The 23,340-nt window shown below is 42.3% G+C and carries 25 protein-coding genes; 24 read left to right on the plus strand and 1 reads right to left on the minus strand.

Translation table 11 applies throughout. From position 1 onward, the window contains the following. Positions 1 to 110 precede the first annotated feature (110 nt). The 20 genes from DSBG_RS16990 to eutM all read left to right on the plus strand — a co-directional run bounded on the left by DSBG_RS16990 (position 111) and on the right by eutM (position 16,352). A complete protein-coding gene (locus DSBG_RS16990; RefSeq protein WP_068965469.1) occupies positions 111 to 437 on the plus strand; it encodes a thioredoxin family protein in 327 nt (108 codons plus the stop codon). 26 nt (positions 438 to 463) lie between these two features. Beyond that, complete coding sequence (trxB, locus tag DSBG_RS16995; RefSeq protein WP_068965471.1) at positions 464 to 1,699, plus strand: thioredoxin-disulfide reductase; 1,236 nt, start codon at positions 464 to 466, stop codon at positions 1,697 to 1,699. 61 nt (positions 1,700 to 1,760) lie between these two features. Further along, positions 1,761 to 2,060 carry a BMC domain-containing protein gene (locus DSBG_RS17000; RefSeq protein ID WP_009618057.1) on the plus strand — a complete coding sequence of 100 codons (300 nt, stop codon included), beginning with the start codon at positions 1,761 to 1,763 and terminating at the stop codon, positions 2,058 to 2,060. A 30-nt stretch (positions 2,061 to 2,090) separates the two neighbouring features. Further along, on the plus strand, positions 2,091 to 2,381 hold the full coding sequence (locus tag DSBG_RS17005) for a BMC domain-containing protein (protein WP_068965473.1): 291 nt from the start codon (positions 2,091 to 2,093) through the stop codon (positions 2,379 to 2,381). A gap of 60 nt (positions 2,382 to 2,441) precedes the next feature. Further along, positions 2,442 to 3,941: an acetaldehyde dehydrogenase (acetylating) gene (locus DSBG_RS17010; protein ID WP_068965475.1), complete on the plus strand. Its 1,500-nt coding sequence runs from the start codon at positions 2,442 to 2,444 to the stop codon at positions 3,939 to 3,941. Positions 3,942 to 3,993: 52 nt separating this feature from the next. Continuing rightward, complete coding sequence (gene cutC / locus DSBG_RS17015; RefSeq protein WP_068965477.1) at positions 3,994 to 6,537, plus strand: choline trimethylamine-lyase; 2,544 nt, start codon at positions 3,994 to 3,996, stop codon at positions 6,535 to 6,537. A gap of 31 nt (positions 6,538 to 6,568) precedes the next feature. After that, positions 6,569 to 7,552 (plus strand): choline TMA-lyase-activating enzyme, encoded by a 984-nt coding sequence (gene cutD, locus DSBG_RS17020; protein ID WP_068965479.1) that lies wholly within the window; start codon positions 6,569 to 6,571, stop codon positions 7,550 to 7,552. Between the two features lie 26 nt (positions 7,553 to 7,578). Then, positions 7,579 to 7,932 carry an ethanolamine utilization microcompartment protein EutS gene (gene eutS, locus DSBG_RS17025; RefSeq protein WP_068965481.1) on the plus strand — a complete coding sequence of 118 codons (354 nt, stop codon included), beginning with the start codon at positions 7,579 to 7,581 and terminating at the stop codon, positions 7,930 to 7,932. Next, positions 7,929 to 8,375: a EutP/PduV family microcompartment system protein gene (locus tag DSBG_RS17030; RefSeq protein WP_068965483.1), complete on the plus strand. Its 447-nt coding sequence runs from the start codon at positions 7,929 to 7,931 to the stop codon at positions 8,373 to 8,375. The genes eutS and DSBG_RS17030 overlap by 4 nt, the downstream gene beginning before the upstream one ends. Before the next feature lie 124 nt (positions 8,376 to 8,499). After that, positions 8,500 to 9,171 carry a cobalamin adenosyltransferase gene (locus DSBG_RS17035; protein ID WP_068965485.1) on the plus strand — a complete coding sequence of 224 codons (672 nt, stop codon included), beginning with the start codon at positions 8,500 to 8,502 and terminating at the stop codon, positions 9,169 to 9,171. Then, a complete protein-coding gene (eutJ, locus tag DSBG_RS17040; protein WP_068965487.1) occupies positions 9,159 to 10,001 on the plus strand; it encodes an ethanolamine utilization protein EutJ in 843 nt (280 codons plus the stop codon). Before DSBG_RS17035 ends, eutJ begins: the two co-directional genes overlap by 13 nt. Before the next feature lie 19 nt (positions 10,002 to 10,020). Then, positions 10,021 to 10,329 carry a BMC domain-containing protein gene (locus DSBG_RS17045; protein ID WP_068965489.1) on the plus strand — a complete coding sequence of 103 codons (309 nt, stop codon included), beginning with the start codon at positions 10,021 to 10,023 and terminating at the stop codon, positions 10,327 to 10,329. Next, positions 10,329 to 10,589 (plus strand): EutN/CcmL family microcompartment protein, encoded by a 261-nt coding sequence (locus DSBG_RS17050; RefSeq protein ID WP_068965491.1) that lies wholly within the window; start codon positions 10,329 to 10,331, stop codon positions 10,587 to 10,589. The genes DSBG_RS17045 and DSBG_RS17050 overlap by 1 nt, the downstream gene beginning before the upstream one ends. Before the next feature lie 23 nt (positions 10,590 to 10,612). Further along, entirely contained in the window at positions 10,613 to 11,950 is a 1,338-nt protein-coding gene (locus DSBG_RS17055; protein WP_068965493.1) for a 4Fe-4S dicluster domain-containing protein, read from the plus strand. Next, the gene (locus DSBG_RS17060; RefSeq protein ID WP_009618039.1) at positions 11,943 to 12,491 is read left to right on the plus strand and encodes a BMC domain-containing protein; all 549 of its coding nucleotides are present in this window, start codon (positions 11,943 to 11,945) and stop codon (positions 12,489 to 12,491) included. The genes DSBG_RS17055 and DSBG_RS17060 overlap by 8 nt, the downstream gene beginning before the upstream one ends. A 57-nt stretch (positions 12,492 to 12,548) precedes the next feature. Continuing rightward, on the plus strand, positions 12,549 to 13,229 hold the full coding sequence (locus tag DSBG_RS17065) for a cupin domain-containing protein (protein ID WP_068965495.1): 681 nt from the start codon (positions 12,549 to 12,551) through the stop codon (positions 13,227 to 13,229). Between the two features lie 11 nt (positions 13,230 to 13,240). Next, the gene (locus DSBG_RS17070) at positions 13,241 to 13,840 is read left to right on the plus strand and encodes a BMC domain-containing protein (protein WP_068965497.1); all 600 of its coding nucleotides are present in this window, start codon (positions 13,241 to 13,243) and stop codon (positions 13,838 to 13,840) included. A gap of 73 nt (positions 13,841 to 13,913) precedes the next feature. Next, positions 13,914 to 15,398 carry an acetaldehyde dehydrogenase (acetylating) gene (locus DSBG_RS17075; RefSeq protein WP_068965499.1) on the plus strand — a complete coding sequence of 495 codons (1,485 nt, stop codon included), beginning with the start codon at positions 13,914 to 13,916 and terminating at the stop codon, positions 15,396 to 15,398. A gap of 2 nt (positions 15,399 to 15,400) precedes the next feature. Further along, a complete protein-coding gene (locus DSBG_RS17080) occupies positions 15,401 to 16,039 on the plus strand; it encodes a phosphate propanoyltransferase (protein ID WP_068965501.1) in 639 nt (212 codons plus the stop codon). Between the two features lie 22 nt (positions 16,040 to 16,061). Further along, a complete protein-coding gene (gene eutM, locus DSBG_RS17085) occupies positions 16,062 to 16,352 on the plus strand; it encodes an ethanolamine utilization microcompartment protein EutM (protein ID WP_068965503.1) in 291 nt (96 codons plus the stop codon). Between the two features lie 332 nt (positions 16,353 to 16,684). Here the strand turns inward: eutM and DSBG_RS17090 are convergent, their stop codons facing one another. After that, positions 16,685 to 18,748: a methyl-accepting chemotaxis protein gene (locus DSBG_RS17090; RefSeq protein ID WP_068965505.1), complete on the minus strand. Its 2,064-nt coding sequence runs from the start codon at positions 18,746 to 18,748 to the stop codon at positions 16,685 to 16,687. Between the two features lie 531 nt (positions 18,749 to 19,279). Between DSBG_RS17090 and DSBG_RS17095 the strand changes: the two genes are divergently transcribed. From DSBG_RS17095 to feoB, 4 genes are all read left to right on the plus strand, one after another. Beyond that, positions 19,280 to 20,440 carry a metallophosphoesterase gene (locus tag DSBG_RS17095; RefSeq protein ID WP_068965507.1) on the plus strand — a complete coding sequence of 387 codons (1,161 nt, stop codon included), beginning with the start codon at positions 19,280 to 19,282 and terminating at the stop codon, positions 20,438 to 20,440. Positions 20,441 to 20,641: 201 nt separating this feature from the next. Continuing rightward, positions 20,642 to 20,857, plus strand: coding sequence for a FeoA family protein (locus DSBG_RS17100; protein ID WP_068965509.1), 216 nt, complete (start codon positions 20,642 to 20,644; stop codon positions 20,855 to 20,857). A 20-nt stretch (positions 20,858 to 20,877) separates the two neighbouring features. Next, positions 20,878 to 21,105 (plus strand): FeoA family protein, encoded by a 228-nt coding sequence (locus DSBG_RS17105; protein WP_068965511.1) that lies wholly within the window; start codon positions 20,878 to 20,880, stop codon positions 21,103 to 21,105. 80 nt (positions 21,106 to 21,185) lie between these two features. Next, on the plus strand, positions 21,186 to 23,234 hold the full coding sequence (gene feoB, locus DSBG_RS17110) for a ferrous iron transport protein B (RefSeq protein ID WP_068965513.1): 2,049 nt from the start codon (positions 21,186 to 21,188) through the stop codon (positions 23,232 to 23,234). Positions 23,235 to 23,340 lie beyond the last annotated feature (106 nt).

Consider the following 23,340-nt stretch of genomic DNA (forward strand, 5'->3'; position numbering starts at 1 on the left):
AACAGTAGAACGCGGTGTTCGCATTATTGCCTTATTGATCAAAAGACTGAAAAACTACTGATTTTGATTATAGTTGATTAAAATACAATATTTTTTAGGGAGTGAAGTATATGTCTTTGGAACAATTAAACTCAAACCGTTTCGAAGAAATTATCTATGATAATTGTGAACCCTCTTTGGTGATCTTTTCGAGAAAAGACTGTCATGTATGTAAAGAAGTCGTTCCAATGTTAGACGAATTAAAACCTCAATATGAAGGTCGATTTGGGTTCTATTATGTTGATGTTGAAGAAGACAAGACTTTATTTCAACGGTTTTCATTGAAAGGTGTTCCTCAGGTTCTCTTTTTTCGTGAAGGCGAGTATCGAGGAAAAGTGGCTGGCAAAGTTGAAGAGGAAACCATTGCAGAGAAAATTGCAGAAGTCCTGGGCGTGTAATCAAATTTAAAGGGGATGTAGAAGACGTGGTTAATAGTTATGATTTGATTATTATTGGGGGTGGCCCCGCCGGACTTTCTGCTTCTATTTATGGTGGTAGGGCTAAGCTTAAGACTTTAGTGATTAATAAAGGGACGATCGGCGGTTTAGCGGATACAACGAGGGAAATAGTGAATTATCCTGGATATAGGCAAGTTAGTGGACCGGATCTTATGAAAGATTTCCAGAAGCATGCTGAGCATTTTAACGTTGAATTTTTAAAAGAAGAGGTAACCAGTGTCGATTTTTCTCAAGAAGTGAAAATAATTAAAACCAAAAAGGGAAAGGAATTCACCGCTAAAGCCGTTATTTTGGCCTGTGGCAGTGAGCCTAGAATTTTAAACATCCCTGGCGAAAAAACACTGCGGGGGAGTGGCGTAGCGTACTGTGCGACCTGTGATGCCGAGTTCTTTGAAGGGGAAGATGTTGTTGTCGTTGGGAGTGGTGACCAGGCGATTGAAGAAGGCATGTATATTACCAAATTTGCCCGTAAAGTAACCGTGATTGTTTTACATGATAAAGGTATTCTCGATTGCAATAAAGTAAGTGCTGAAAAAGCATTCAATAACGAAAAGATGGAGTTTATATGGAACTCAACTATTGAAGAGGTTCTTGGAAAAGAAAATGTCGAAGGGGTAAAAATCAAGAATCTAAAAACAGGTAGTTCATCCGAACTTACCTGTCAGGGTGTATTTTTCTTCGTCGGTATGATTCCCTCAACCCGTTTTTTAAAAGATAGCGGAATTGAGATGGACAAGAGCGGGTATATCCCTGTCGATGACCGTATGGAAACGAACCTCGAAGGGATCTATGCGGTTGGTGACAATCGAGTGAAATATTTAAGACAAGTTGTGTCTGCAGCCGGTGATGGTGCGACCGCAGCCGTAGCGGCTGAGCGAGCTATTGACGAAATCAATTATTTTAAGTCGAATATTCTTCAAAGTGATAAAAAGGTTTTATTATTATTTTTCAATGTCTTAGTCAATGAAAGCTTAGAATTCAGCACCTTATTAGAAAGCCTGATTAGTGATAATGGTGATGAATATAAAATATTTAAAGTTGATATGGCAACAAAGAAGAATCTTGCTGGAAAATATGAAATAGAAAAAGTTCCCGCAGTTGTTGTATTGGATAAAGGGAAAGAAATCAAGCGTCTGGACTGTAGTCTGGATAAAGAAAAACTAAAATCTCAATTGGGCTCTATTCCTTGTAGAGCATGCTGAAGCAAAAACAAAAGTGACAATCCTTAGTAGTTCAAATCTATATTATTGAGGGGTTGTTTCGATGAAATACTTTGGAGAAGAGGCATTGGGTCTTGTTGAAACAAGAGGTATGGTTCCGGCAATTCAAGCGGCGGATGTCATGTGCAAAACTGCTGACGTTGTTCTTGTTTCGTATGAAAATGTGGGTTCCGGGCTTGTCACGGTTATGGTTAAAGGTGATGTGGCAGCAGTGAGGTCAGCTGTAGAAAACGGTGCAGCTGCGGCAGCAGCCATTGGTGAAGTGACGGCCTCCCATGTCATGCCACGTCCCATCAGCCGGGTAGGCAAGATTGTTACGAGACATGACATTGATGCGGAATGAACATCGATTGTTTTAGAAAGGGGAGCCTGTGTGGACAAAAATGGTGCCTTAGGGTTCATAGAAACGTATGGCCTTGTTTCAGTGCTGGAAGCTGCAGATGCCATGTGCAAAGCTGCGGATGTGGAGTTGGTTGGTTATGAAAATGTGGCTTCCGGTTTGATTTCCGTTGTTGTTCGTGGTGACGTGGGAGCGGTGAAAGCGGCTGTCGAGGCTGGCATCAAAGAAGCCAGCAAGGTAGGCCAGATCTATAGCTCCAATGTCATTGCCAGGCCTCATGCAGACATAGAAAAGATTGTCGCCAAATACGTTATTGACTGGTAAATGACTCATTCGATTAAACCTATAATTCTCTGCGAGTGGGAAGGGGGGAGTGAATGAGATATGCATAGAATTGACAATGATTTGCTCTCCGTTCAAGAGGCTCGGATTCTTGTAGAAAACGCCCGCGAGGCGCAAAGGATGCTGGCAGCTTTTCCTCAGGAAAAATTAGATGAAATTGTTAGAAATATGGCTGAAACAGCTTATAAATATGCGCAGGAACTTGCCATCATGTCCCATGAAGAAACGGGATTTGGCAAATGGCAGGACAAGTTTGTCAAAAATGTTTTTGCTAGTGATTTTCTCTATAAGAAAATCAGGGACCTGAAAGTTGTCGGTGTAATTCGTGAAGACAAAGAAAATAAAACCATGGATATCGGGGTGCCCGTTGGAGTGATCGTCGCGTTGCCTCCCTCAACTAACCCTGTGTCCACAACAATATATAAAACCCTGATTGCCATAAAATCGGGTAATGCCATTATTTTTTCTCCTCATCCTAAGGCTAAAAAAACAATCGCCAAGGTACTTGATCTGCTTATACGTGCGGCAGAAGAAAATGGATTGCCAAGAGGTGCCATTGGATATTTGCGGACGCTCGCTGTAGATGGGACAGTTGCGTTGATGAACCACAAAGACACATCACTAATTCTGATTACGGGTGTATCCAAGATGGCCAGGGCGGCGAATACATCAGGAAAACAAACTATTTATGGTGGCCCGGGTAATGGACCAGCCTTTATCGAGCGTTCAGCTGACATTAGAAAGGCCGTAGCAGATATTATTGTCAGCAGAACGTTCGATAACGGAATTGTCTCAGCCTCGGAACAGTCGATTGTTGCTGAGGCTTGTATTGCTGATGAAGTTAGGCAAGAACTCAGAGAAAATGGAGCTTATTTCATGTCAGGACAGGAGTCAGAACAACTTAGTAAGTATTTTTTCCGTCCTGATGGTGGCTTTAATCCAGAAATCATCGGAAAATCGGCAATCGAGCTAGCACGGCAAAGCGGAATTTGTGTCCCAGAAGATACGTTAGTATTGATTTCGGAACAGAAATATGTGTCTCCTAACAATCCGTATTCCAGAGAAAAGCTTTGTCCGGTTCTGGCATTTTTCGTGGAAAAGGACTGGATGAATGCCTGTGAAAAGTGCGTAGAATTGCTTATCAATGAGGGGCGGGGACATACCCTGGTCATTCATTCGAAGAATGAGGATGTGATTCGGGAATTTGCCCTAAAAAAACCAGTATCACGGGTACTAGTAAATACTCCCGGTTCTTTAGGGGGCATAGGAGCGACAACCAATCTCTTCCCGGCATTAACCTTGGGTTGTGGTGCAGCAGGAGGTGGGTTTACTTCTGACAATGTCACGCCGATGAACTTGATTAATATCCGAAAAGTCGGCTATGGTGTGCGGCAGATGGAGGATATAACTAAGGTCGTACAGACGGGGGATGTCGTTGAAACAGGCGGAAACCATTGCTCCGCTAATCAAAGTTCCCTCGAAAGTACGCATGATTTAAAAGATTTGCTCGAAAAATTGCTTGAGCAACTTAAGTTGTCCTGAACGATTGAGGTGACGTGGTAATGAAGAATTTTTAGCAAGAGAGGGAAGAACTTTGGACATTAAAGAATTTTCAACCAAATTTGCGGAGGCAACAAAACACTTGTCCCCGGAAGAAACGGCTGCAGTCATGAAGCTCTTTCAGGGGATTTCTAAGGAATTATCCATTAACAGTCCTGCAACGAAAAATATGACCCAATCGCCTGTGTATGAAGGGGCAATCACGGGACTGACATCGCGTTTAGAACGGTTGAAAGCAGCTTATTTGAAAGTTAAACCAAGTGTCAGTATCTACCGTGCCCAAGCTTTCACCCAAGTAACAAAAGAAAATACAGGGTTGCCCAAAATTCTTCTCCGGGCCAAGTGCTTCAGAAAAGCGTGTGAAACAGCTCCCTTGGTAATCCAAAACGACGAATTGATTGTAGGACATCCCTGCGGGAAAGCGAGAGCTGGTGCTGTATCCCCGGATATTGCCTGGAGATGGATTCGAGACGAACTGGACACTATGTCAACCAGACAGCAGGACCCCTTTCAAATCAGTGAGGAAGACAAGCAGATCTTGCGGGAAGAGATCTTCCCGTACTGGGAAGGTAAGAGCGTAGATGAAATTTGTCAGACACAATATGAAGAAGCTGGCGTATGGGCATTTTCAGGCGAATCGTTTGTCAGTGACCTTTCCTATCATCAGGTAAATGGCGGTGGGGACACCTGCCCAGGTTATGATGTCATCTTGATTGAAAAAGGTATTAATGGTGCAAGACAGGAAGCCGTCGCCAGATTGAGTAAATTATCCATGGAAAACCCAGATGACATAGATAAGATTTATTTCTATAAAGCGGAGATTGAGACTTGTGACGGCATTTTGGCTTATGCCAAACGACTTTCTGATTATGCCAGAGAACTAGCAGATAGAGAGCATGACTCAACACGACAGAAAGAACTTTACAGGATTTCTGATTGTTTGACGCATGTACCGGCCAATCCTCCCCGCACCTTCCATGAAGCACTCCAGTCCATCTGGACATTGCAGTCTTTGTTTGTAGTGGAAGAAAACCAGACAGGGATTTCTATTGGACGCTTGGATCAATACATTTATCCCATGTTCAAGGCTGACATAGAAGCCGGCCGAATGAACAAACTGGAAGCCTTTGAACTTTTGAGCTGTTTTATTATTAAATGCTCTGAAGTGATGTGGCTGTCCAGTGAACTTGGAGCGAAATATTTCGCCGGTTATCAACCATTTATCAACTTAACGATTGGTGGACAGAAGAGAACTGGTGGCGATGCAACCAATGACCTAACGTATCTGATCATGGATGCCGTTCGTTTCACCAAGATGTATCAACCGTCCCTGGCTTGTCGGATTCATAATAAATCACCGCAACAATATCTAAAGAAAATCGTCGATGTTGTGAAAGCAGGCCTTGGCTTCCCTGCCTGTCACTTTGATGATACTCATATCAAAATGATGCTGGCCAAGGGATTCAGCATTGAAGATGCACGCGATTATTGCCTTATGGGCTGTGTAGAACCGCAAAAATCTGGCAGAATTTATCAGTGGACGTCGACTGGTTATACCCAATGGCCCATTGCCATAGAATTTGTTCTAAATCGTGGCCGGATGAGATGGCGTGGCACCGTGGAAGGCATTGATACAGGGGATATTGACGATATCAAGACCTATGAAGAATTTGACGCTGCCTGCAAACAACAAATTGAACATATTATCCGCCAGTCGGCGATCGGAACCATAGTCAGTCAGCGGGTGCATCGAGATCTTGTTCCCAAACCACTCATGTCTTTGTTGGTAGAAGGGTGCATGGAAAAGGGGACGGATGTTACAAATGGAGGCGCTCTTGTCAATTATGGCCCCGGACTTATTTTCTCCGGCTTAGGAACTTATGCTGATTCAATGGCAGCTATTAAAAAATTGGTCTTTGAGGACAAGAAATATACCCTGAAGCAGATAGGGGACGCCGTAAATGCTAATTTTGAAGGTTATGAAACGATTCGAACAGATTGCTTGAATGCACCTAAATACGGGAACGACGACGACTATGTTGATGAAATCGCCTCAGATATCATCATTTGGACGGAACGGGTCCATCACACATTTAAAATGCTCTACTCGCACTTGACTCATGGAACTCTTTCCATATCAAACAACACGCCCATTGGAGAAATTACTGGCGCGACAGCCAACGGACGGCTAGCCTGGACACCGTTGTCAGACGGAATCAGCCCGACTCAGGGTGCCGATAAATTAGGACCTACAGCCATAATTAAATCAGTCAGCAAGCTGAGTAACGAGTCTATGAATATCGGTATGGTGCACAACTTCAAACTATTACGCGGTATTCTGGAAACTCCGGAAGGGGAAAATGGCCTAATTAACTTGCTCAGAACAGCATCCATTCTTGGCAATGGTCAGATGCAATTCAGCTATGTTGACAATGAAGTTTTGAAGAAAGCACAAATCGAACCTGATAAGTATCGAGACTTGATCATTCGTGTTGCTGGGTACAGCGCTTACTTCGTAGAGCTGTGCAAGGAAGTACAGGATGAAATAATCAGCAGAACTGTATTAGAACACTTTTAATTAGGAAGGGATTTTAAGAAATGGGGACATGATGAGTACAGAAGCCGGTAGCATCTTAGAAAGAAAAGCGAGAATCTTTAATGTCCAGAAATATTCGATCTATGATGGACCGGGTATACGAACATTAATTTTCTTCAAAGGGTGTCCCTTGAGATGCCTGTGGTGTTCTAATCCCGAGGGACTTGAACGAAAATATCAGGTCATGTTCAAAGAAGATTTGTGCGTTGACTGCGGCAAGTGTATTCCTGTTTGTCCTGCCCACATTCATTATCTTCCGAATGACGAAGACGGGCAACCCCGAACTAAAAGCGAAAGATCCAGGCACAAAGTAAATAGAAGCAAGGATTGTGTAGGTTGTCGAAAGTGCGAAACGGTGTGTCCAAAACAGGCCCTGTCCATTGTTGGTGTGGACAAGACTATTTCCGCAGTCATGGAAATCATCCAACAAGATGTACTCTTCTACCACAGTTCAGGTGGAGGAGTCACTCTTGGGGGCGGTGAAGTCACAGCGCAACCGGAATTTGCCACCAACTTGTTGACGGAGTGTAAACGTTTGGGGATCCATACAGCTATTGAAACCTCTGGATATGCAAAACTGAGCTCCCTGCTCAAGATGGCCCAGTTTACTGACTTGTTTCTGTATGACATTAAGCAGATCGATTCTGAGCGGCATTATGAACTTACGGGGGTGCGCAATGAACGCATTTTGGCTAACCTAACGGAACTCATCCGACGTGGGTTTAATGTCAAAGTTAGGATGCCTCTGATCAAGGGATTAAATGATAGTGAGGACAATATTTGTAAGACCTTGGAGTTTCTGGAATCCTTTAAACGTTACAAAAGCTTTCAGGGTATCGACTTGCTTCCTTACCATAAACTAGGCATCAACAAATACAAGCAATTGGACATGAACTACGCTATTAACGAAGATTTGAGCTTCAATGAAGACGAATTGGATAAAATTGAAGGGTTTATAAAAGGTTATGACTTGCAGGTCGTAGTCATCAGACATTAAAAGCTATATACCGGACGGAGGATTTTATGAGTGTAGCCGATGAATTTGACAAAAAACGTATTGTCCAGGAATATGTGCCAGGCAAGCAAGTCACTCTAGCTCACATCATAGCTTCGCCCGTACAAGACATATATGAACGTTTGGGAATTGAAGAGACTGGAGCCATTGGAATTTTAACCCTCACTCCATCGGAGACGGCTATTATTGCAGCCGATATTGCCACAAAGACATCTAATATAGAGATCGGTTTCCTTGATCGGTTTACGGGATCTCTGGTTATATCCGGTGATGTAGCCAGTGTTGAAGCAGCCATGATTGCCATTAATGACACTTTAGAAAAGCTGTTGGGCTTCACTCCTGCCATGATTACGCGTACATGAAAAAACGAGTTATGGTGGTCGGACCAACCCAATCTGGCAAATCTACCTTGACCAATGTTTTAAATGATTCCGCCAGACCATTAAGAAAGACCCAGGATGTTATTTATGGCAAAAATACCATTGACACGCCGGGCTCCTATATTGAAAACGCTTCTATGTATAAATATCTGATTGCGACAGCACAAACGGCATCGCATCTGCTCATTTTGGTTGATCAATCTAGACTCGTTGAAGTATATCCGCCCGGTTTTGCTAAATTGTTTACTTGTCCTGTTATCGGAGTGATTACCAAGATTGATTTAGCTCCTAAGAATGTTAATTTGTGTATTCAACAGTTGAAAAGAGTTGGGATTATAGAACCTTACTTCTATATTTCTTTAAAAGATAACTCAGGAGTGGAAGCCTTACAACGACATTTGCGTGAAGAACAAGAAACAATTTGAAAAATCATGAGGGTTTTTCTATAGATATAGTCATTGTGGTTCCGTTATCATCTTTGCCTTATTTGCAGTTTCAATAATCGATGGGGTTTGGTAAAAGGGAATTTGAGGAAAGGTAGGTGAGGCAATGAAATTCATCACTGAAATGGAGTTGCGAGATTTATATAAGACGGAACCCTTTGCTATTTTTGTTCTAGAACCAGATGCAAAGATTACACCAGGAGCACGCCAATTTCTTGTGGACAGACGAGTCATGCTGGAACAGGTTCAGTGTAGTGGCGGTAAGAAATCAAACATCCACGAGTCGAATCAGGCACAGGTACGGGAAAGCTGGTGTAGCCTGAGATTACGTAGAAAGATGGACTGCCTAGAATCTTTGTTTCTGCTAATGGCCGCAGAACTTTTACACTCTGGAGAAGCAATCTTGTCTGAAGAAGTCATGGCGCTGGGCAAATATTTTCGGAACGTACAAAAAGCCGAACGGGAACAGAAAGCTCCAGATAAGCTTCAATTTTGGGGATGGTCGGAAGAAGAAATTAGAGAACGATCTAACAATCTTGAAAAATACGTTGACGTCGATGAGTTTCACGTAGGTTTGAAAAATGGAAAAGAGATTGCCTTGTTAAATTACTTGCGCGCCTCTCTTCGAGAGGTCGAACCAGCCCTTTTGGAAACCTATTGGAATGAGGAGAAGCAAATCTGTTCTCGGCAAGACCTGATTGATACGGTCAATCTGATCATTAACATACTCTGCATGATGATGTGGAAGTCTTCAGGAGGACAAAAATGGAAACGGTAAATTCAACGTTTCAATACTGCGATCAACTTGTTCGTGATTTTGAGAAAGTCGTCACAACACCCATCTTAAATAAATCCTCCGTTTATTACACGGGTGTTGATCTGGGAACAGCCTATATTGTTCTCGCAGTTCTTGATGAGAACTATCAGCCTGTTGCCGGAGCCTATCGTTTTGCCAGTGTTGTCAAAGATGGTATGGTGGTGGACTATATCGGCGCGATTCGCATAGTCAAGGAATTAAAACAAGAAATCGAAGAAAAACTTGGTACGGAATTGATTTATGCAGCGGCAGCGCTTCCTCCAGGAACTAACAGTCTTGACTCAGGAGCAATTAGACATGTGGTACAGGGGGCGGGTTTTGAAATTACCAACGTATTGGATGAACCGACGGCAGCTAATGCGGTACTAAAGATTAAAGACGGTGCGATTGTTGATATTGGTGGTGGCACTACGGGGACTGCTATTCTGAAAGACGGCAAAGTGATTCATGTCGATGATGAACCAACAGGAGGTACTCACTTTTCACTCGTCATTTCCGGTGCTTATAAAATGAGCTTTGAGGACGCGGACCAATATAAGCGAGATTTCAAAAACCATAGGGAATTGATTCCCGTATTAAGACCGGTCATTGAAAAAGTCTCATCCATTATCAGTCGCCACATTCATGAATACCCAGTAAAAGAAATTTATCTGGTAGGTGGAACCTGTTGCCTGGAAGGAATCGAAGATATTATCGCTAAACAAACGAACCTGCCCACGTATAAACCGCAAAACCCGATGTTTGTAACACCTTTGGGTATTGCACTTAACTGCACACAGGAAATTCTTTAGACAGGAGTGACTTTTTCTCATGGAATATCGAATTATCAAATCCCCTTCCAGTGGGACAGTGGATATTCTTTTTCGGCGAAAAGGTACTGCTTCGACTGTCCCTCTCGAGAACTATGATGCTGTGGGTTTGGTTCAAGGGAAGTTGATTGATATGGTTTTTGCTGCTGATATCGCAGAAAAAGCGGCCGGGGTAATAGTGGAAGACATTAAAGGACATTGCCCGCAGAATCTGATTATGATCGCCATCTTTGGAGATACAGCGTCGGTGGAAGCCGCTATTCAAGAGATACAATATAAATTTAATGAAGCAAAAACAGGTGAGTGTTGATGATAGCAGCAAAAGTAATGGATAGTATATGGTCAACAAGAAAAGCCGATTCCCTCGTAGGACTGAAATTTATGTTGGTGGAAGTTATCGGAGGTAAGGATGCTGGTCGTCTTATGATCGCTGCCGACACGATCGGTGCCGGCGTTGGCGAAAGGGTGTTGGTCTGTATTGGTAGCTCAGCCCGCAAAATGCTCGATCAGGAGGATGTACCGATTGATGCTGTCATTGTTGGAATCATTGACGAAGACTGTAGGTTATAGAGAGAAACTGGAGGTGGAAAACGTTGGATCTGCTGAACTTAATCAAGGATGCGGGGGTTATTGGGGCAGGAGGAGCTGGCTTTCCAACTCACGCTAAATTAACTTCTAAAGCAGAGTATTTATTGCTTAATGGAGCTGAATGCGAACCCCTGCTCAGAGTGGACCAGCAATTGATGAAGCTGTTTCCTGATGAAATCATCAGAGGAATGGAAGCGGCGGGAAGATATATTGAAGCCCGCAAAGCCATTCTTGGTATCAAAGGCAAACACAAAGAAGTCATTGTCCTCCTACGAGAAAGAATCGCAGCTCTGGGGCTTTCAAATTACATGGAGGTAATGGAACTCAGGGATATCTATCCTGCTGGTGACGAACAGGTTCTGGTTCATGAACTGACTCAAAGAATTGTTCCGGAGGCATCCATTCCTCTAAAAGTGGGCTGTGTGGTTATTAATACGGAAACTGCACTGAATATATGTAATGCCATGGCAGGGAACCCTGTCACGGAAACATACATTACCATCGCCGGAGATATTCCTCAGCGCATGACCGTCAAAGTACCTGTGGGTATATCCATCCGGGACGTGATTGAACAATGTGGTGTGCAAGACATAGCTGACTATGCCATCATCGACGGTGGTCCCATGATGGGCTCTGTCATGAACGACGTCGAAGGGTATGTTACCAAAAAAAGCAAAGGCTATGTATTGCTTAAAAAAGATCATTTCCTCATCCGCAAAAAATCAGTGAGCCTTAATCGAGCAAGAATCATTGGCAAAACCGCCTGTGAGCAATGTCGGATGTGTACCGATCTGTGTCCTCGTTATCTCTTAGGACATAATATGCAGCCACATAAGGTCATGCGTGCCCTAAGCTACAATCTTGACGACGTGAAGGAACAACAAATTGCCCAATTATGTTGTGAATGTAATGCCTGTGAATTGTTCTCCTGCCCAGCTAATCTCCATCCGAAGTCTGTCAATATTCTTTATAAGCAAAAGCTGGCAGAACAAGGTATTCGATATCAGCCAATACAGATAGATTTCCAAGCGAGGTCGGCCAGAGATCATCGCCTTATTCCAAGCAAACGTCTAGTCATTAAAATCGGCTTAACAGCCTTCGATAAACCAGCACCGATGAAGCAGGTCGAATTTCGACCTGAATATATCCAGATCGCTCTACGACAGCACATCGGAGCACCAGCAACACCTGTCGTCGGTATCGGTGATCAGGTAAAGGCCGGACAACTGATTGGGAAAATCCCGGACAACAGTCTCGGAGCTACTGTCCACTCTAGCCTTGATGGTACTGTAATTGAGATTAAGGATAATTCAATTGTGATAAAGGTGGGTTCGTATGTATAGTGCAATAGGTATGATTGAGCTTACGAGTATTGCTAGAGGAATCAATGCCACAGACTTGATGCTTAAGACAGCCTACGTTGAAGTGGTCAGTGCAACCCCCGTTTGTCCCGGCAAATATATCGCTATTATCAAAGGAGACGTAGCTGCCGTAGAAAGCTCGCTTAGTGTAGGTGTAGAAATAGCAGGAGAATACCTGGTTGATAGCTTTATCCTCGCCAATGTCCATCAGGCTGTTTTCCCGGCCATTACGGCTACAACTATGCCCGATGGAATTGGTGCTTTGGGGATTATAGAATGTTTTTCCCTGTCCTCTATGATTATTGCAGCTGATGCAACTCTCAAAGCGGCTGATGTACAGGCTCTAGAATTGCGTTTAGGCAGTGGGCTAGGCGGTAAAGCCTACTTTACCTTCACTGGGGATGTTGGTGCTGTGGAAGCAGGCATTGAAGCCGGAAGAGCCATTGCCATCGAAAAAGGCTTGTTAGTGGATACAGAAGTAATTCCTTCTCCGTCTGACAGACTGTGGGCATCGCTATTTTAGTTCTTTATACTACAATCCCATATTCTATACCCTATACGATCGAAAGGAGGTGCGACTGTGAAAAAATTAGTTTCTGCAAACGAGGTAAAAGCAGCAGCAAAAAAAGGTCAAAAACAATTCTGTATCGACAGAAATACGATTATTACCCTGGCAGCTAAGGATTTAGCTAAAGAATTGGGTGTGGTATTTACTGAAGAGTCATTTACAGAAGAAAGTCACATCGTTAAAGACAGCGGTCTACAGAATAAAGGTAACCAGGAAAACGAAATTGACCCTGCAATGATCTTTCAAGTGGTAAAAGCGGTATTAGCTAACCAACTCCTGTCAAGTGTCCCTGCCCCAACTCTGGAAACGCCCTTCCGTGCAGATTGTGAACCAAAAAGCGGACTGAAAATAGTGCGCGGCAGGACAGTGAAACTCGAGACCTTTGACACGGGCGATCCGTGTACCAATGTAGCTTATCGCGAAGTAGTCAGTAAACAGGATTCTCAAATGAGTGCGGGTTTTTTAACAATAGAGAAATCCAGCTTTGACTGGGAGCTGTGCTACGAAGAAATTGATATTATTCTCGAGGGAAGTTTATCCATCACCATCAACGGTGAAACCTATCACGCTCACCAGGGAGATGTCCTTTTCGTACCCAAAGGTTCTAAAGTAACCTGGAGTTCGTCTGAATATGTCAAACTCTTTTACGTAACTTACCCGGCAAACTGGGCTGATCTGATGGCACAACAATAGGAGGGTAAGCTATGCAGGCTCTTGGTCTAATTGAGACACGAGGACTCGTTCCTGCTATTGAAGCTGCAGATGTCATGCTAAAAACAGCGCAAGTAGAATTTCTAGGAAGGACCTATGTGGGTTCCGGCCTCGTAACAATTACCGTAACCGGTGATGTGGGTGCTGTTAAAGCTGCCGTGGAAGCAGGAGTAACGGCGGTTGAGAAGATTGGCCACTTATCTTTGGTTTCTCACCAAGTAATTCCCAGACCGCATCTTGAGCTTGAAACCATAGTTGGTGTAATGGTAAGCATCAATATAAATGATCCTTTGCCAAGCACGGACACAGTTGCAGAATCCAAAGAACAGCAGATCACAAAAGGAAGCACTAATCCGGCGAAAATAATACTAAAGCAACTCCGCAAAGACCTGGTGGATGCTTATGTACAAGAATTCGGCCTCGAAAAAAGTTTGGATGCCTTGAAATCGCATTCTGTGCTAAAACTTCGGAATCTGGCAAGAGAATACAAAGGACTTAGCGTCGCAGGTAGAGCCATATCCAAAGCAAACAAAGAATCACTTATCCTGAAACTGAAGGAATATTACGAGCAGGAGCAGGAGATTGAAAAGTAGCTGGTGTGCAAGACCCTAATTTTGTCTTGTATCCTATAAAAAATACAGAGACAGTGGAGGAAGGAATAGCAAATTGGAAAACTTTGATTATGATTTACAATCCGTGCAAGAGACCAGAAATCTTGCCCGCCAGGCCAAATTGGCTCAAGCTCAACTAGCCAAGTTCAATTCTGATCAGATTGATAAAATCATCCGTAATATGGTGAAAGTTGCCGAGGAGAATGCCGTTTATCTGGCCAAAATGGCAGTGGAAGAAACGGGCTTTGGTAAAGTAGAAGATAAAATCTTCAAAAATAAATTTGCTTCCACAGAACTTTATGAATTCATCAAACCCATGCAAACCATTGGAGTTATTAAAGACGATAGGGTCAATAAAGTCATGGAAATCGCCGAACCAGTAGGCTTGCTTATGGGGATCATTCCCTCGACGAATCCCACATCCACGGCGATCTACAAAGCCATTATTGCCATCAAATCCCGTAATGGAATTGTGTTTTCCCCGCATCCGTCGGCTCTGAAATGTACGCTGCAGGCAGCAAAACTAATGAATGATGCCGCAGTAGCTGCCGGTGCTCCTGCTAATATCATTGGCTGTATCTCAAAACCCTCGATGCAGGCAACCAATGAACTTATGAAATGCGATGAAGTCGCCATGATTATTGCAACAGGTGGTTCAGCCATGGTAAAGGCGGCCTATAGCGCTGGAAAACCTGCCTTGGGTGTCGGTCCGGGCAATGTACCGGCCTATATAGAAAGAACTGCCGACATTCCGAAAGCAGTCAGGAATATTATCGCTAGTAAAACCTTTGACAATGGGACAATATGTGCCTCGGAGCAATCGGTTATTGTTGAAGAATGCCTACGTGACCAAGTTATGGAAGAGTTCAAACGCCAGGGGGGTTACTTCATGACCTCCGAGGAAACAAACCAAGTTGCTAAGAAACTGTTTGTTCGTAATCATGCCATGAACGCCAAATTGGTGGGGAGATCCGCAGCAGTTATCGCAGAAAGTGCCAACATAGCCATTCCTCCTGGTACAAAAGTTCTGCTAGGTGAACAACAGGGTGTGGGTGGAGAATATCCCCTGTCTTATGAAAAATTGACCACCGTGCTGGCATTTTATACGGTAAAAGATTGGTTGGAGGCCTGTGATCTGTGCATCAAACTCTTGAATAATGGCGGTGTCGGACACAGTCTTTCCCTTCATACGGAAAATCATGAGATGGTCATGAAATTCGCCGAAAAACCCGTATTCAGAATCTTGGTTAACACATCCTCCAGCCAAGGTGGTGTGGGCGCAAGTACCGGACTTTCCCCATCCTTTACTTTGGGTTGTGGTACTTGGGGGGGAAGTGCAACTTCCGATAATGTAACCCCCCTGCACTTGATCAATATTAAACGGGTAGCCTATGGTATCAAAGATTTTACCGAAAACACAACTACCACCTCATCAGCCTGCGTGGCACAAAGCGGTAGCGCTAATGCCATCAGTGACGATCAGATCATGAATGTTGTGAATGAAGTCATTACGCTCCTTAAAAAAAGAGGTGGTAACTAATCGTGGGAAAGTATGACGCTTTAGCAGCGCTTGTGCTAGAGGCAATCAAAGAAGGGGGGTATTTAAAAGACCTAGGCTCCATACCTGTCGGAATATCTAACCGTCATATTCATCTTTCCCAAGCAGATCTGGAAACTTTGTTTGGGGCAGGTTACCAATTGACAAAAGCCAAGGATTTGTCCCAACCCAGGCAATATGCCTGCAAGGAAACTCTGATCATCGCCGGGCCCAAAGGTGCTCTTGAAAAAGTTCGCATCCTCGGGCCCGCGCGAAGCGAATCGCAGGTAGAAATACTCCAGGCAGATTGTTTCAAACTTGGCATAACCGCGCCAGTGAGGTTATCTGGAGATCTGCAAGGAACTCCGGGGATCACTCTCATTGGCCCCAAAGGAAGTATTCATCTTTCCAAAGGCCTTTTGATTGCCCAGCGGCATATTCATATGACGTTGGAAGATGCTAAAACCTTTGGTGTAACCGATGGAGAACAGGTAAACATCCAAATAGATGGACTTCGGGGAGGAACCTACTCGAATGTCGTCGTCAGAGCCAACAATACCTCGGCACTTGAATTTCATATCGACACGGAGGAAGCAAATGCTATGCTCCTCACATCAACCTCAAGAATAACAATTGTGAAATAAAAATTTTTAGGAGGCAACAAAAATGAATAGATCAGAAGCTTTAGGATTAATTGAAACCAGAGGTCTAGTAGGAGCAATTGAAGCGGCAGATGCCATGGTGAAGGCCGCTAACGTGCAGCTGATTGGCTACGAAAAAGTCGGAGGTGCTCTGGTAACGGTTATGGTAAGAGGCGATGTTGGTGCTGTAAAAGCAGCAACCGATGCCGGTGCTGCGGCAGCTCAGCGAGTTGGCGAACTGATCTCCGTACATGTCATCCCGCGTCCACACGGTGACGTAGAAATGATGCTGCCCGGATCTAAGAAAGAAGCATAATTAATCATTGGACAGGCCATGAGGCGAAGGTCAAAATCTCTTTTGAGGTTTTGACCTTTTGCTTTGCCTTTGCCTATCGCACCACCTTGAGGTAAATGAAAATGATTCGGATTCCTATTATTAAAACGCAAAAGGGGCTGTGCTAAAACTTGTTACTATATTTTTCACATCCCCACTTTTGCTTCTATATCATCAAAACACAAGCGTCCTCACTCCACTTTAATAGTGAAATGAGGACGCTTATGATTGTTGTAACCACTTGAAATTTTGGAGACTGAGTTTTCACACATCCCCTTAGTTTATTGGATTAATAGTTACTAATATTTGAGTGTTTAATCAATCTTGAATTTTGTTATGTCTTCCTTTAATTTATTAGCACTTTCTTGGGTTCTCCAAACTTGTGTTTTTACATCGTTAGAACGAGCGTTTACCTCAGTAGCCCGATTGGCTATATCTGAAGTTCCGATTGCACTTTCATTAGCTGCTTGAGCTACCCCATCAATAGCAACTGAAATGTTTTGAATAGCGGCTCTAAGTTGCACGGAGGTAGCACTAAATTCTGTTACAAGCTCATCAACAAATTTAGCATCCTCGCTATATTTTTCAGCGACATCCAACATAACCTTATAATCATTACTTACATCTACAGACACAAAAGAGAGTAGACGATTAGAGCTACTTGAGAGATTATCGACAGACCTTGTTACTTTCGTAGTAACATCCTGTATTTGAATAACAGCGTCTTTTGATTGCTCTGCAAGTTTTCTTATTTCCTCTGAAACAACAGAGAACCCTCTCCCTGCTTCACCGGCTCTAGCAGCCTCAATAGCGGCATTTAAGGCAAGCAAATTGGTTTGTTCGGTAATTTGCATGATGGATTCGGTTAATAAATTAATTTGATCAACTACCTTAGATTCAATTATTGCCTGTTCCAATTTTTCTTTAGTATCGACAAATATATGATATGCTTTTTTTTGGGCGGCATCAACATTTAGCTTAGTATCATCGGCTCTTTTAGTAATTTTCTTTGCCGAAACTGCACCTTGTTGCGACTTTTCAGCAATTAAGTGAACAGCTTTTTCTATCTCCTGTGAGGTCGCTGACATCTCTTCAGATGCTGCAGATGTTTCTTCCATACTTGCTGCCAACTCTTCGGTTGTAGCAGATATCTCTTCCAGATTTGTGGTTAGGTTAATAACGTTGTCCAATACATTATGAACTCCTTTTTCGATAGAGGAAGATTCAAGTTTTATGCTATTCACCAATTGCTTAACAGAATTTTTCATATCATTTATAGCGTTAGTAATTGACCCTATTTCGTCATTTCTGGATAGAAATTTAGGGTCAATCTCTCGAGAAAAATCTCCGCTTGCAACAATTTCTAAGTACTCAGAAGATTTTATGATAGGTGTAGTAATTCTCCTTGTGGTTATAGTGATTAAAGAAATTGTTATGATCAGCATAATTACTGAAATACTTAGAACCATAATTGATATTTTTCGAGCACCTTCTGTTAATTCGTTCTCAGACATTAATGATGCTAATATCCAATCGGTTCCGGAAACTTTATGGGGATTAACTATGTATTTAATTCCGCCAATATTTACATCAAAGGACTTTAAGTCTTTCGACAATAGCTGGTCCAATCCAGCTATCTGGATCTCGTTTATTTTTTTGAAATTATTTTTTGGATTATTTCCATCTGCTAGAATAACCCCCGTATTATGGACTATCATCGAAAACCCTGTTTTACCATTTTTCATAGAACTTAACATATCACTGATGACGGACTGCTGCACATCAATGCCTAATGTACCAATCAGATTTCCATTAGTATCAGTAAAAGACCTAACATTGCTCGTAATCATAGCATTAGAAATACCATCAACGTAGGGTGCTGTTCGCACAATAGACCCACTTCCGTTCAACCCTGCTTTGTACCAATTCTTTTCAGGCGGATTGAATTTTTTCGGTATGCTGGTTTCAGGCCACTGAAGATAAGCCCCTTTTTCCGTGCCAAAATAGACGTACATTGTACCAGGATGAGTTTCTGCATAATGGTTAAAAACTTCATAAATTTCTTGTTCTAATCCACCATTGTGCGATGGTGTCATTTTAGTTTCTTCACTATTGTTAGCGTAGGACGTAATACCACTACTTGCTTTCATTATTACTGGATTTGAAGCCATCATATTAATATCTTTATCGATCTGATTATAAAAGATCTTAATTGATTTTTCGGCAATTTTCATCTGTTCGTTCGAATTGTTAAAATAATCGCTTCTAGCTTGATTAGTTACCTGATAACTAACGATACTACCTACTGTTGCTAGTGTAATTAAAATAATAGTTACGGAAATTACTAAAAACTGTGTTTGAATACTTTTGAATTTCATGATTATAAAATCTCCTCTGCATATAAATGATTGATGGAGTCATTATCGAATCGTTCAAGTGGAGATAGTAATTGTAAAAGCAAAAGACTATGCCACCACGTGCATCACGTAAAGGCCTAGTCTTTCGCTGCTTAATAAGTAGTGGTATCATGTGTGCCCTTATATTGTGTGTTAATAGGGTGCTAAACCTAAGAAATGATAGTTTAAGAAAACTCAAGTAATTGTATTATAAAATTATGCCTAACCAGTGTAAAATAGTTAGTAAATATCCCCCCCATAAGTTCCATTGATAAACCAGCCATTTTTGTTTGGGTGATGCTACGAAAAAGTCTTGTTTAATAATGGAAAGTACAGTCTTACAGAGATTCGCGAAGGGAATGGGAGTATTAGCTAATACTATTTGGGTTAAAGTACTTTAATTTATAAATTATTATAGCTCTTGACTTAGAGTGTGCTCTAAATTATATACTAATAATATCTTTCAAAAAGTAGCTTTACATTAAGGTTACTTTAGAACTCGGAGGTAGAAAGATGATAAGCCCTCTATTTTTCTTGGTTGTTGGTTTTATCTTTTTAATTTACGGTGGATTTAATTACTACATTGGTCTGCGAGGGTGGCAGGCCTTGTTTAGTTTTGTCCCTGTCCTCATTCCAAAGGTATATTGGACTGTTTTTTGGCTGCTTGCTTTGTCTTATCTATTCAGTAGGTTTAGCCAAAAATTTCTTCCGACAGTTTTATTTGAAGGATTGAATCGAGTAGGGGCCTACTGGTTGGCGTTTATGTTATATTTCTTATTAGTTATCACTGCGCTCGATATCATTAGATTGTTAGACCATCTTTTTAATTTTATACCGGTGGAAATGAAACGGAGTTTGAACCCCGCTTTGGGATTAACTGTTTTTATATTGGTCGTAGCGATCATAAGTTATGGGGCATGGAATGCCCGTCATCCTCGGATTAACCACTATGATTTGACAATCGCTAAACAAGCTGGAGCGTTAAAACAGTTGCATGTTGTGATGGTTTCAGATATCCATTTAGGGACAATTATTAACAACGGTTATCTTACGAAACTAGTTAATTCGGTCAATGAACTTAAACCCGATCTCGTGCTCTTTCCTGGAGACGTATTTGATGAAAATATCGAATCAACGAATAAACTCCAAACAGTTGATAACTTTCGCAGACTAAATGCCCCGTACGGGGTTTTTGCAGTACTAGGTAACCATGAATACATTGGCGGCAATGCCGAGGAAGCAATTAAATACCTGGGTGAGGCAGGGGTCCAGGTATTACGGGATAGTTCTCAGGAGATCGCCGGAAGTTTTTATGTTATTGGACGCGATGATCGGTCGAGCGAGCGTGTTAACAAGGTCAAAAGACAAACCTTAGACACCTTGATGCGAGGAGTTAACCGTTCCCTTCCGATAATAGTAATGGATCATCAACCGCTCCAGTTAGATGAGCCTTTTGAACAAGGAGTTGACTTGCAATTATCCGGCCATACGCACGCAGGACAATTATTTCCGATTCGGTTGATTACGCAACGAGTTTTTGAAGACGACTGGGGATACCTGCGCAAAGGAGACTTCCAACTCATTGTTTCGTCAGGTTATGGTACTTGGGGCCCCCCAATTCGGTTAGGTAATACCCCGGAAATTGTTGATATTACGATAAAGTTTGGTAAGTAGATAAGCAAAAGCTCCGTAATAGTTGAAAAATTACGGAGCTTTTGTTTATCTAGAAAGAAAGGTCAATTCCTTACTGGCACGCATACAGGACATCGTAATATTTTCATTGACGGCATGAGAAAATAATGCTACTATAAAGCCAATAGATGATACTGATTATCAATACCAACCACAACCCTTTAAAAGTTAGGAGGGAGAAAAATGCCATTAACAATGCTATCCCCCGGCAAAGAGGCTAAAGTTAATGCCTGTAGGGCTAAGGATACAACCAAAAAATTTTTGGAAGGGCTAGGTATTATTCCGGGTGTAACCATATCGGTCATATCCGAATTTAGTGGAAATCTTATTGTGTCCATTAAAGGGTCACGGTTGGCGCTAAATAGAGGAGTTGCCCAACAAGTAATAGTCCAGGTGTGATAAGAAAGGGGTTAAGTAGTTTGGAGAGGACCTTAAAAGAATTAAAGTCAGGCGAAAAAGCGATAATTGCCAAGATTGACGGGGATAAAGGTGCAGTCAAGAGAAGGCTAATGGACATGGGTGTGACCCGTGGAGCGGAAGTATTGGTCAGGAAAGTAGCCCCGTTGGGGGATCCCATTGAGATAAACATCCGCGGTTACGAATTGACCATTAGGAAATCTGAAGCGGAATTGATAATTTTGCAATAACTTTTGTTCCTAGAATAGGAACATTTTTCTTAGACTATAATTGAGAATGGTTATTGATATCGTTGAGAGGAGAGTGTCACATGTCTTTAAAGTTTGCACTGGTAGGCAATCCAAACTGCGGCAAAACCACTTTGTTTAATGAAATTACCGGTAGTACGCAGTATGTTGGAAACTGGCCGGGAGTAACTATTGAGAAAAGAGAAGGTAAAGCAAAAAAAATACAAGAGGATATAAAGATCATTGATCTTCCTGGTATTTATTCATTATCCCCCTATTCAATGGAAGAAATAATTGCCAGAGATTACATCGTCAATGAAAAACCCGATGTAGTTATTAATATTGTTGATGCTACGAACATCGAAAGAAACTTATACCTAACGACCCAACTGATTGAATTAGGTGTTAACGTTGTTGTTGCGTTAAATATGATGGACGCAGTGGAAGCAAAGGGTGATAAAATTAACACTAGTCTCCTTGAAGAATCCCTCAAGGTTCCGGTTATACCTATTACAGCCAGTAAAGGCCGAGGTGTTAAAGAACTTTTGGAAAGAGCTCTCCATGTTGCTCAAGCAGCGGCTTCAGCAGGGAGCTCACCTGCGTCATATGAACTACATAATGAAAATATCGTGAAGTGTATCAAAGAAATTGAAGTAAACATTGTTCCGCAGCTGAAAAGTAAGCATGGAAATTCTCGGTGGACGGCTTTAAAGCTTTTAGAAGGTGATGAAAATGTACAAAAGACGCTAGAAGTTCCCGGCGTCTTGCTGACTGAGATCAAAGTCTATCAGGAAAAACTGGAAAAAAAGTATGATATGGATATAGAAACAGTGATTGCTGATAGCCGATATCGGTTTACGACCGATGTGGCGGGTAAAGCTGTTAAGAAAAAAGAGCAAAGCTCTCAATTAACGGTTTCAGATAAAATTGATATAGTGGTGACGAATAGGATTTTAGCCATTCCGTTGTTTCTAGCCATGATGTTCGGTATATTCTCAGTAACCTTTGGTACAATCGGCTCATTCACCATCGACTTTGTGGATGGATTGATCAATGATACATTTGCGAATTTTATCTCAAGTTTACTTGAGAGCGCAGGAGCGGCAAGTTGGTTGCATGATCTCATTGTAAACGGAATTATCGGCGGGTTAGGAAGTATGCTGGTTTTTGTACCGCAGATCATGATCCTATTCTTCTTTCTTTCCATTCTTGAAGATACTGGTTATATGGCCAGAGCGGCTTTCGTCATGGATCGATTGCTTAGAAAGCTTGGTTTGAGTGGGAAATCGTTTATCCCCATGCTGATTGGCTTTGGATGCAGTGTTCCCGCGGTGATGAGTACGAGGACCTTGGAAAATGAAAAAGATCGCCGCTTGACTATCATGCTCATCCCTTTTATGTCCTGTGGGGCCAGGCTTCCAATCTATGCCTTGTATGCCGGAGCCTTTTTTGCAGCCAATCAAACCATGGTTGTCTTCTCCCTATATGTGCTGGGTATTGTAGTCGCCATTTTATCAGGATTTATCCTCAAGAAAACCATTCTAAAAGGGGATGTAGCCCCTTTCGTCATGGAATTGCCTCCCTATAGATTTCCGACAATTAAAGGCTTAACAATTCATATGTGGGACAAGGGTAAAGGGTTTGTCAAAAAAGCAGGGACAATCATTTTTGCAGCCGCAGTTGTGATCTGGTTTTTACAATACGCTAATTTTTCCTTCCAAGCAGTGGCGGAACCTGGAGATAGCATGCTTGGTGCCATCGGTAAAGTTATAGCGCCTGTTTTCTCACCTCTGGGCTTTGGGGACTGGAGATCTGCAGTCGCACTGCTCACAGGTTTTATAGCAAAAGAAGCCGTAGTGTCTACTATGGGCATCTTACACGGAATCGCAGAAGCAACAGAAGGGTCGACGGACCTGATAACAGCTCTGCGAGCATCGTTTACTCCCTTAACAGCTTATGCATTCATGGCGTTTTCCTTACTGTACTTGCCGTGCATGGCGGCCTTTGCAACCATCAAAAGAGAGATGAACTCATGGAAGTGGACGTTAATTACGGCGGGATTTTCGACAGGGGTAGCCTGGATAGTGGCATTTATTATCTTTCAAGTAGGAAAATTAATGGGCTTTAGTTAAGTAAGTAGAAAATTTGGATGAAGATCCATTGCGTATTTGGAACTATCGATAAAGAACTAAGGAAAAGGGTGATGTTATGATCAATTGGATTTTAGGAGGTATCATT

The organism is Desulfosporosinus cupriresistens (assembly GCF_001707885.1).
In the GTDB taxonomy this organism is placed as follows: domain Bacteria; phylum Bacillota; class Desulfitobacteriia; order Desulfitobacteriales; family Desulfitobacteriaceae; genus Desulfosporosinus.

Excerpts from the sequence above, each read along its gene's own strand:
- eutS (WP_068965481.1), top strand. The coding sequence starts at position 7,579 with ATGAGTGTAGCCGATGAATTTGACAAAAAACGTATTGTCCAGGAATAT.
- cutD (WP_068965479.1), top strand. The coding sequence starts at position 6,569 with ATGAGTACAGAAGCCGGTAGCATCTTAGAAAGAAAAGCGAGAATCTTT.
- DSBG_RS16990 (WP_068965469.1), top strand. The coding sequence starts at position 111 with ATGTCTTTGGAACAATTAAACTCAAACCGTTTCGAAGAAATTATCTAT.
- DSBG_RS17045 (WP_068965489.1), top strand. The coding sequence starts at position 10,021 with ATGGAATATCGAATTATCAAATCCCCTTCCAGTGGGACAGTGGATATT.
- eutJ (WP_068965487.1), top strand. The coding sequence starts at position 9,159 with ATGGAAACGGTAAATTCAACGTTTCAATACTGCGATCAACTTGTTCGT.
- DSBG_RS17090 (WP_068965505.1), bottom strand. The coding sequence starts at position 18,748 with ATGAAATTCAAAAGTATTCAAACACAGTTTTTAGTAATTTCCGTAACT.
- DSBG_RS17000 (WP_009618057.1), top strand. The coding sequence starts at position 1,761 with ATGAAATACTTTGGAGAAGAGGCATTGGGTCTTGTTGAAACAAGAGGT.
- eutM (WP_068965503.1), top strand. The coding sequence starts at position 16,062 with ATGAATAGATCAGAAGCTTTAGGATTAATTGAAACCAGAGGTCTAGTA.
- feoB (WP_068965513.1), top strand. The coding sequence starts at position 21,186 with ATGTCTTTAAAGTTTGCACTGGTAGGCAATCCAAACTGCGGCAAAACC.
- DSBG_RS17035 (WP_068965485.1), top strand. The coding sequence starts at position 8,500 with ATGAAATTCATCACTGAAATGGAGTTGCGAGATTTATATAAGACGGAA.
- DSBG_RS17030 (WP_068965483.1), top strand. The coding sequence starts at position 7,929 with ATGAAAAAACGAGTTATGGTGGTCGGACCAACCCAATCTGGCAAATCT.
- DSBG_RS17095 (WP_068965507.1), top strand. The coding sequence starts at position 19,280 with ATGATAAGCCCTCTATTTTTCTTGGTTGTTGGTTTTATCTTTTTAATT.
- DSBG_RS17100 (WP_068965509.1), top strand. The coding sequence starts at position 20,642 with ATGCCATTAACAATGCTATCCCCCGGCAAAGAGGCTAAAGTTAATGCC.
- DSBG_RS17050 (WP_068965491.1), top strand. The coding sequence starts at position 10,329 with ATGATAGCAGCAAAAGTAATGGATAGTATATGGTCAACAAGAAAAGCC.
- DSBG_RS17060 (WP_009618039.1), top strand. The coding sequence starts at position 11,943 with ATGTATAGTGCAATAGGTATGATTGAGCTTACGAGTATTGCTAGAGGA.
- DSBG_RS17010 (WP_068965475.1), top strand. The coding sequence starts at position 2,442 with ATGCATAGAATTGACAATGATTTGCTCTCCGTTCAAGAGGCTCGGATT.
- DSBG_RS17070 (WP_068965497.1), top strand. The coding sequence starts at position 13,241 with ATGCAGGCTCTTGGTCTAATTGAGACACGAGGACTCGTTCCTGCTATT.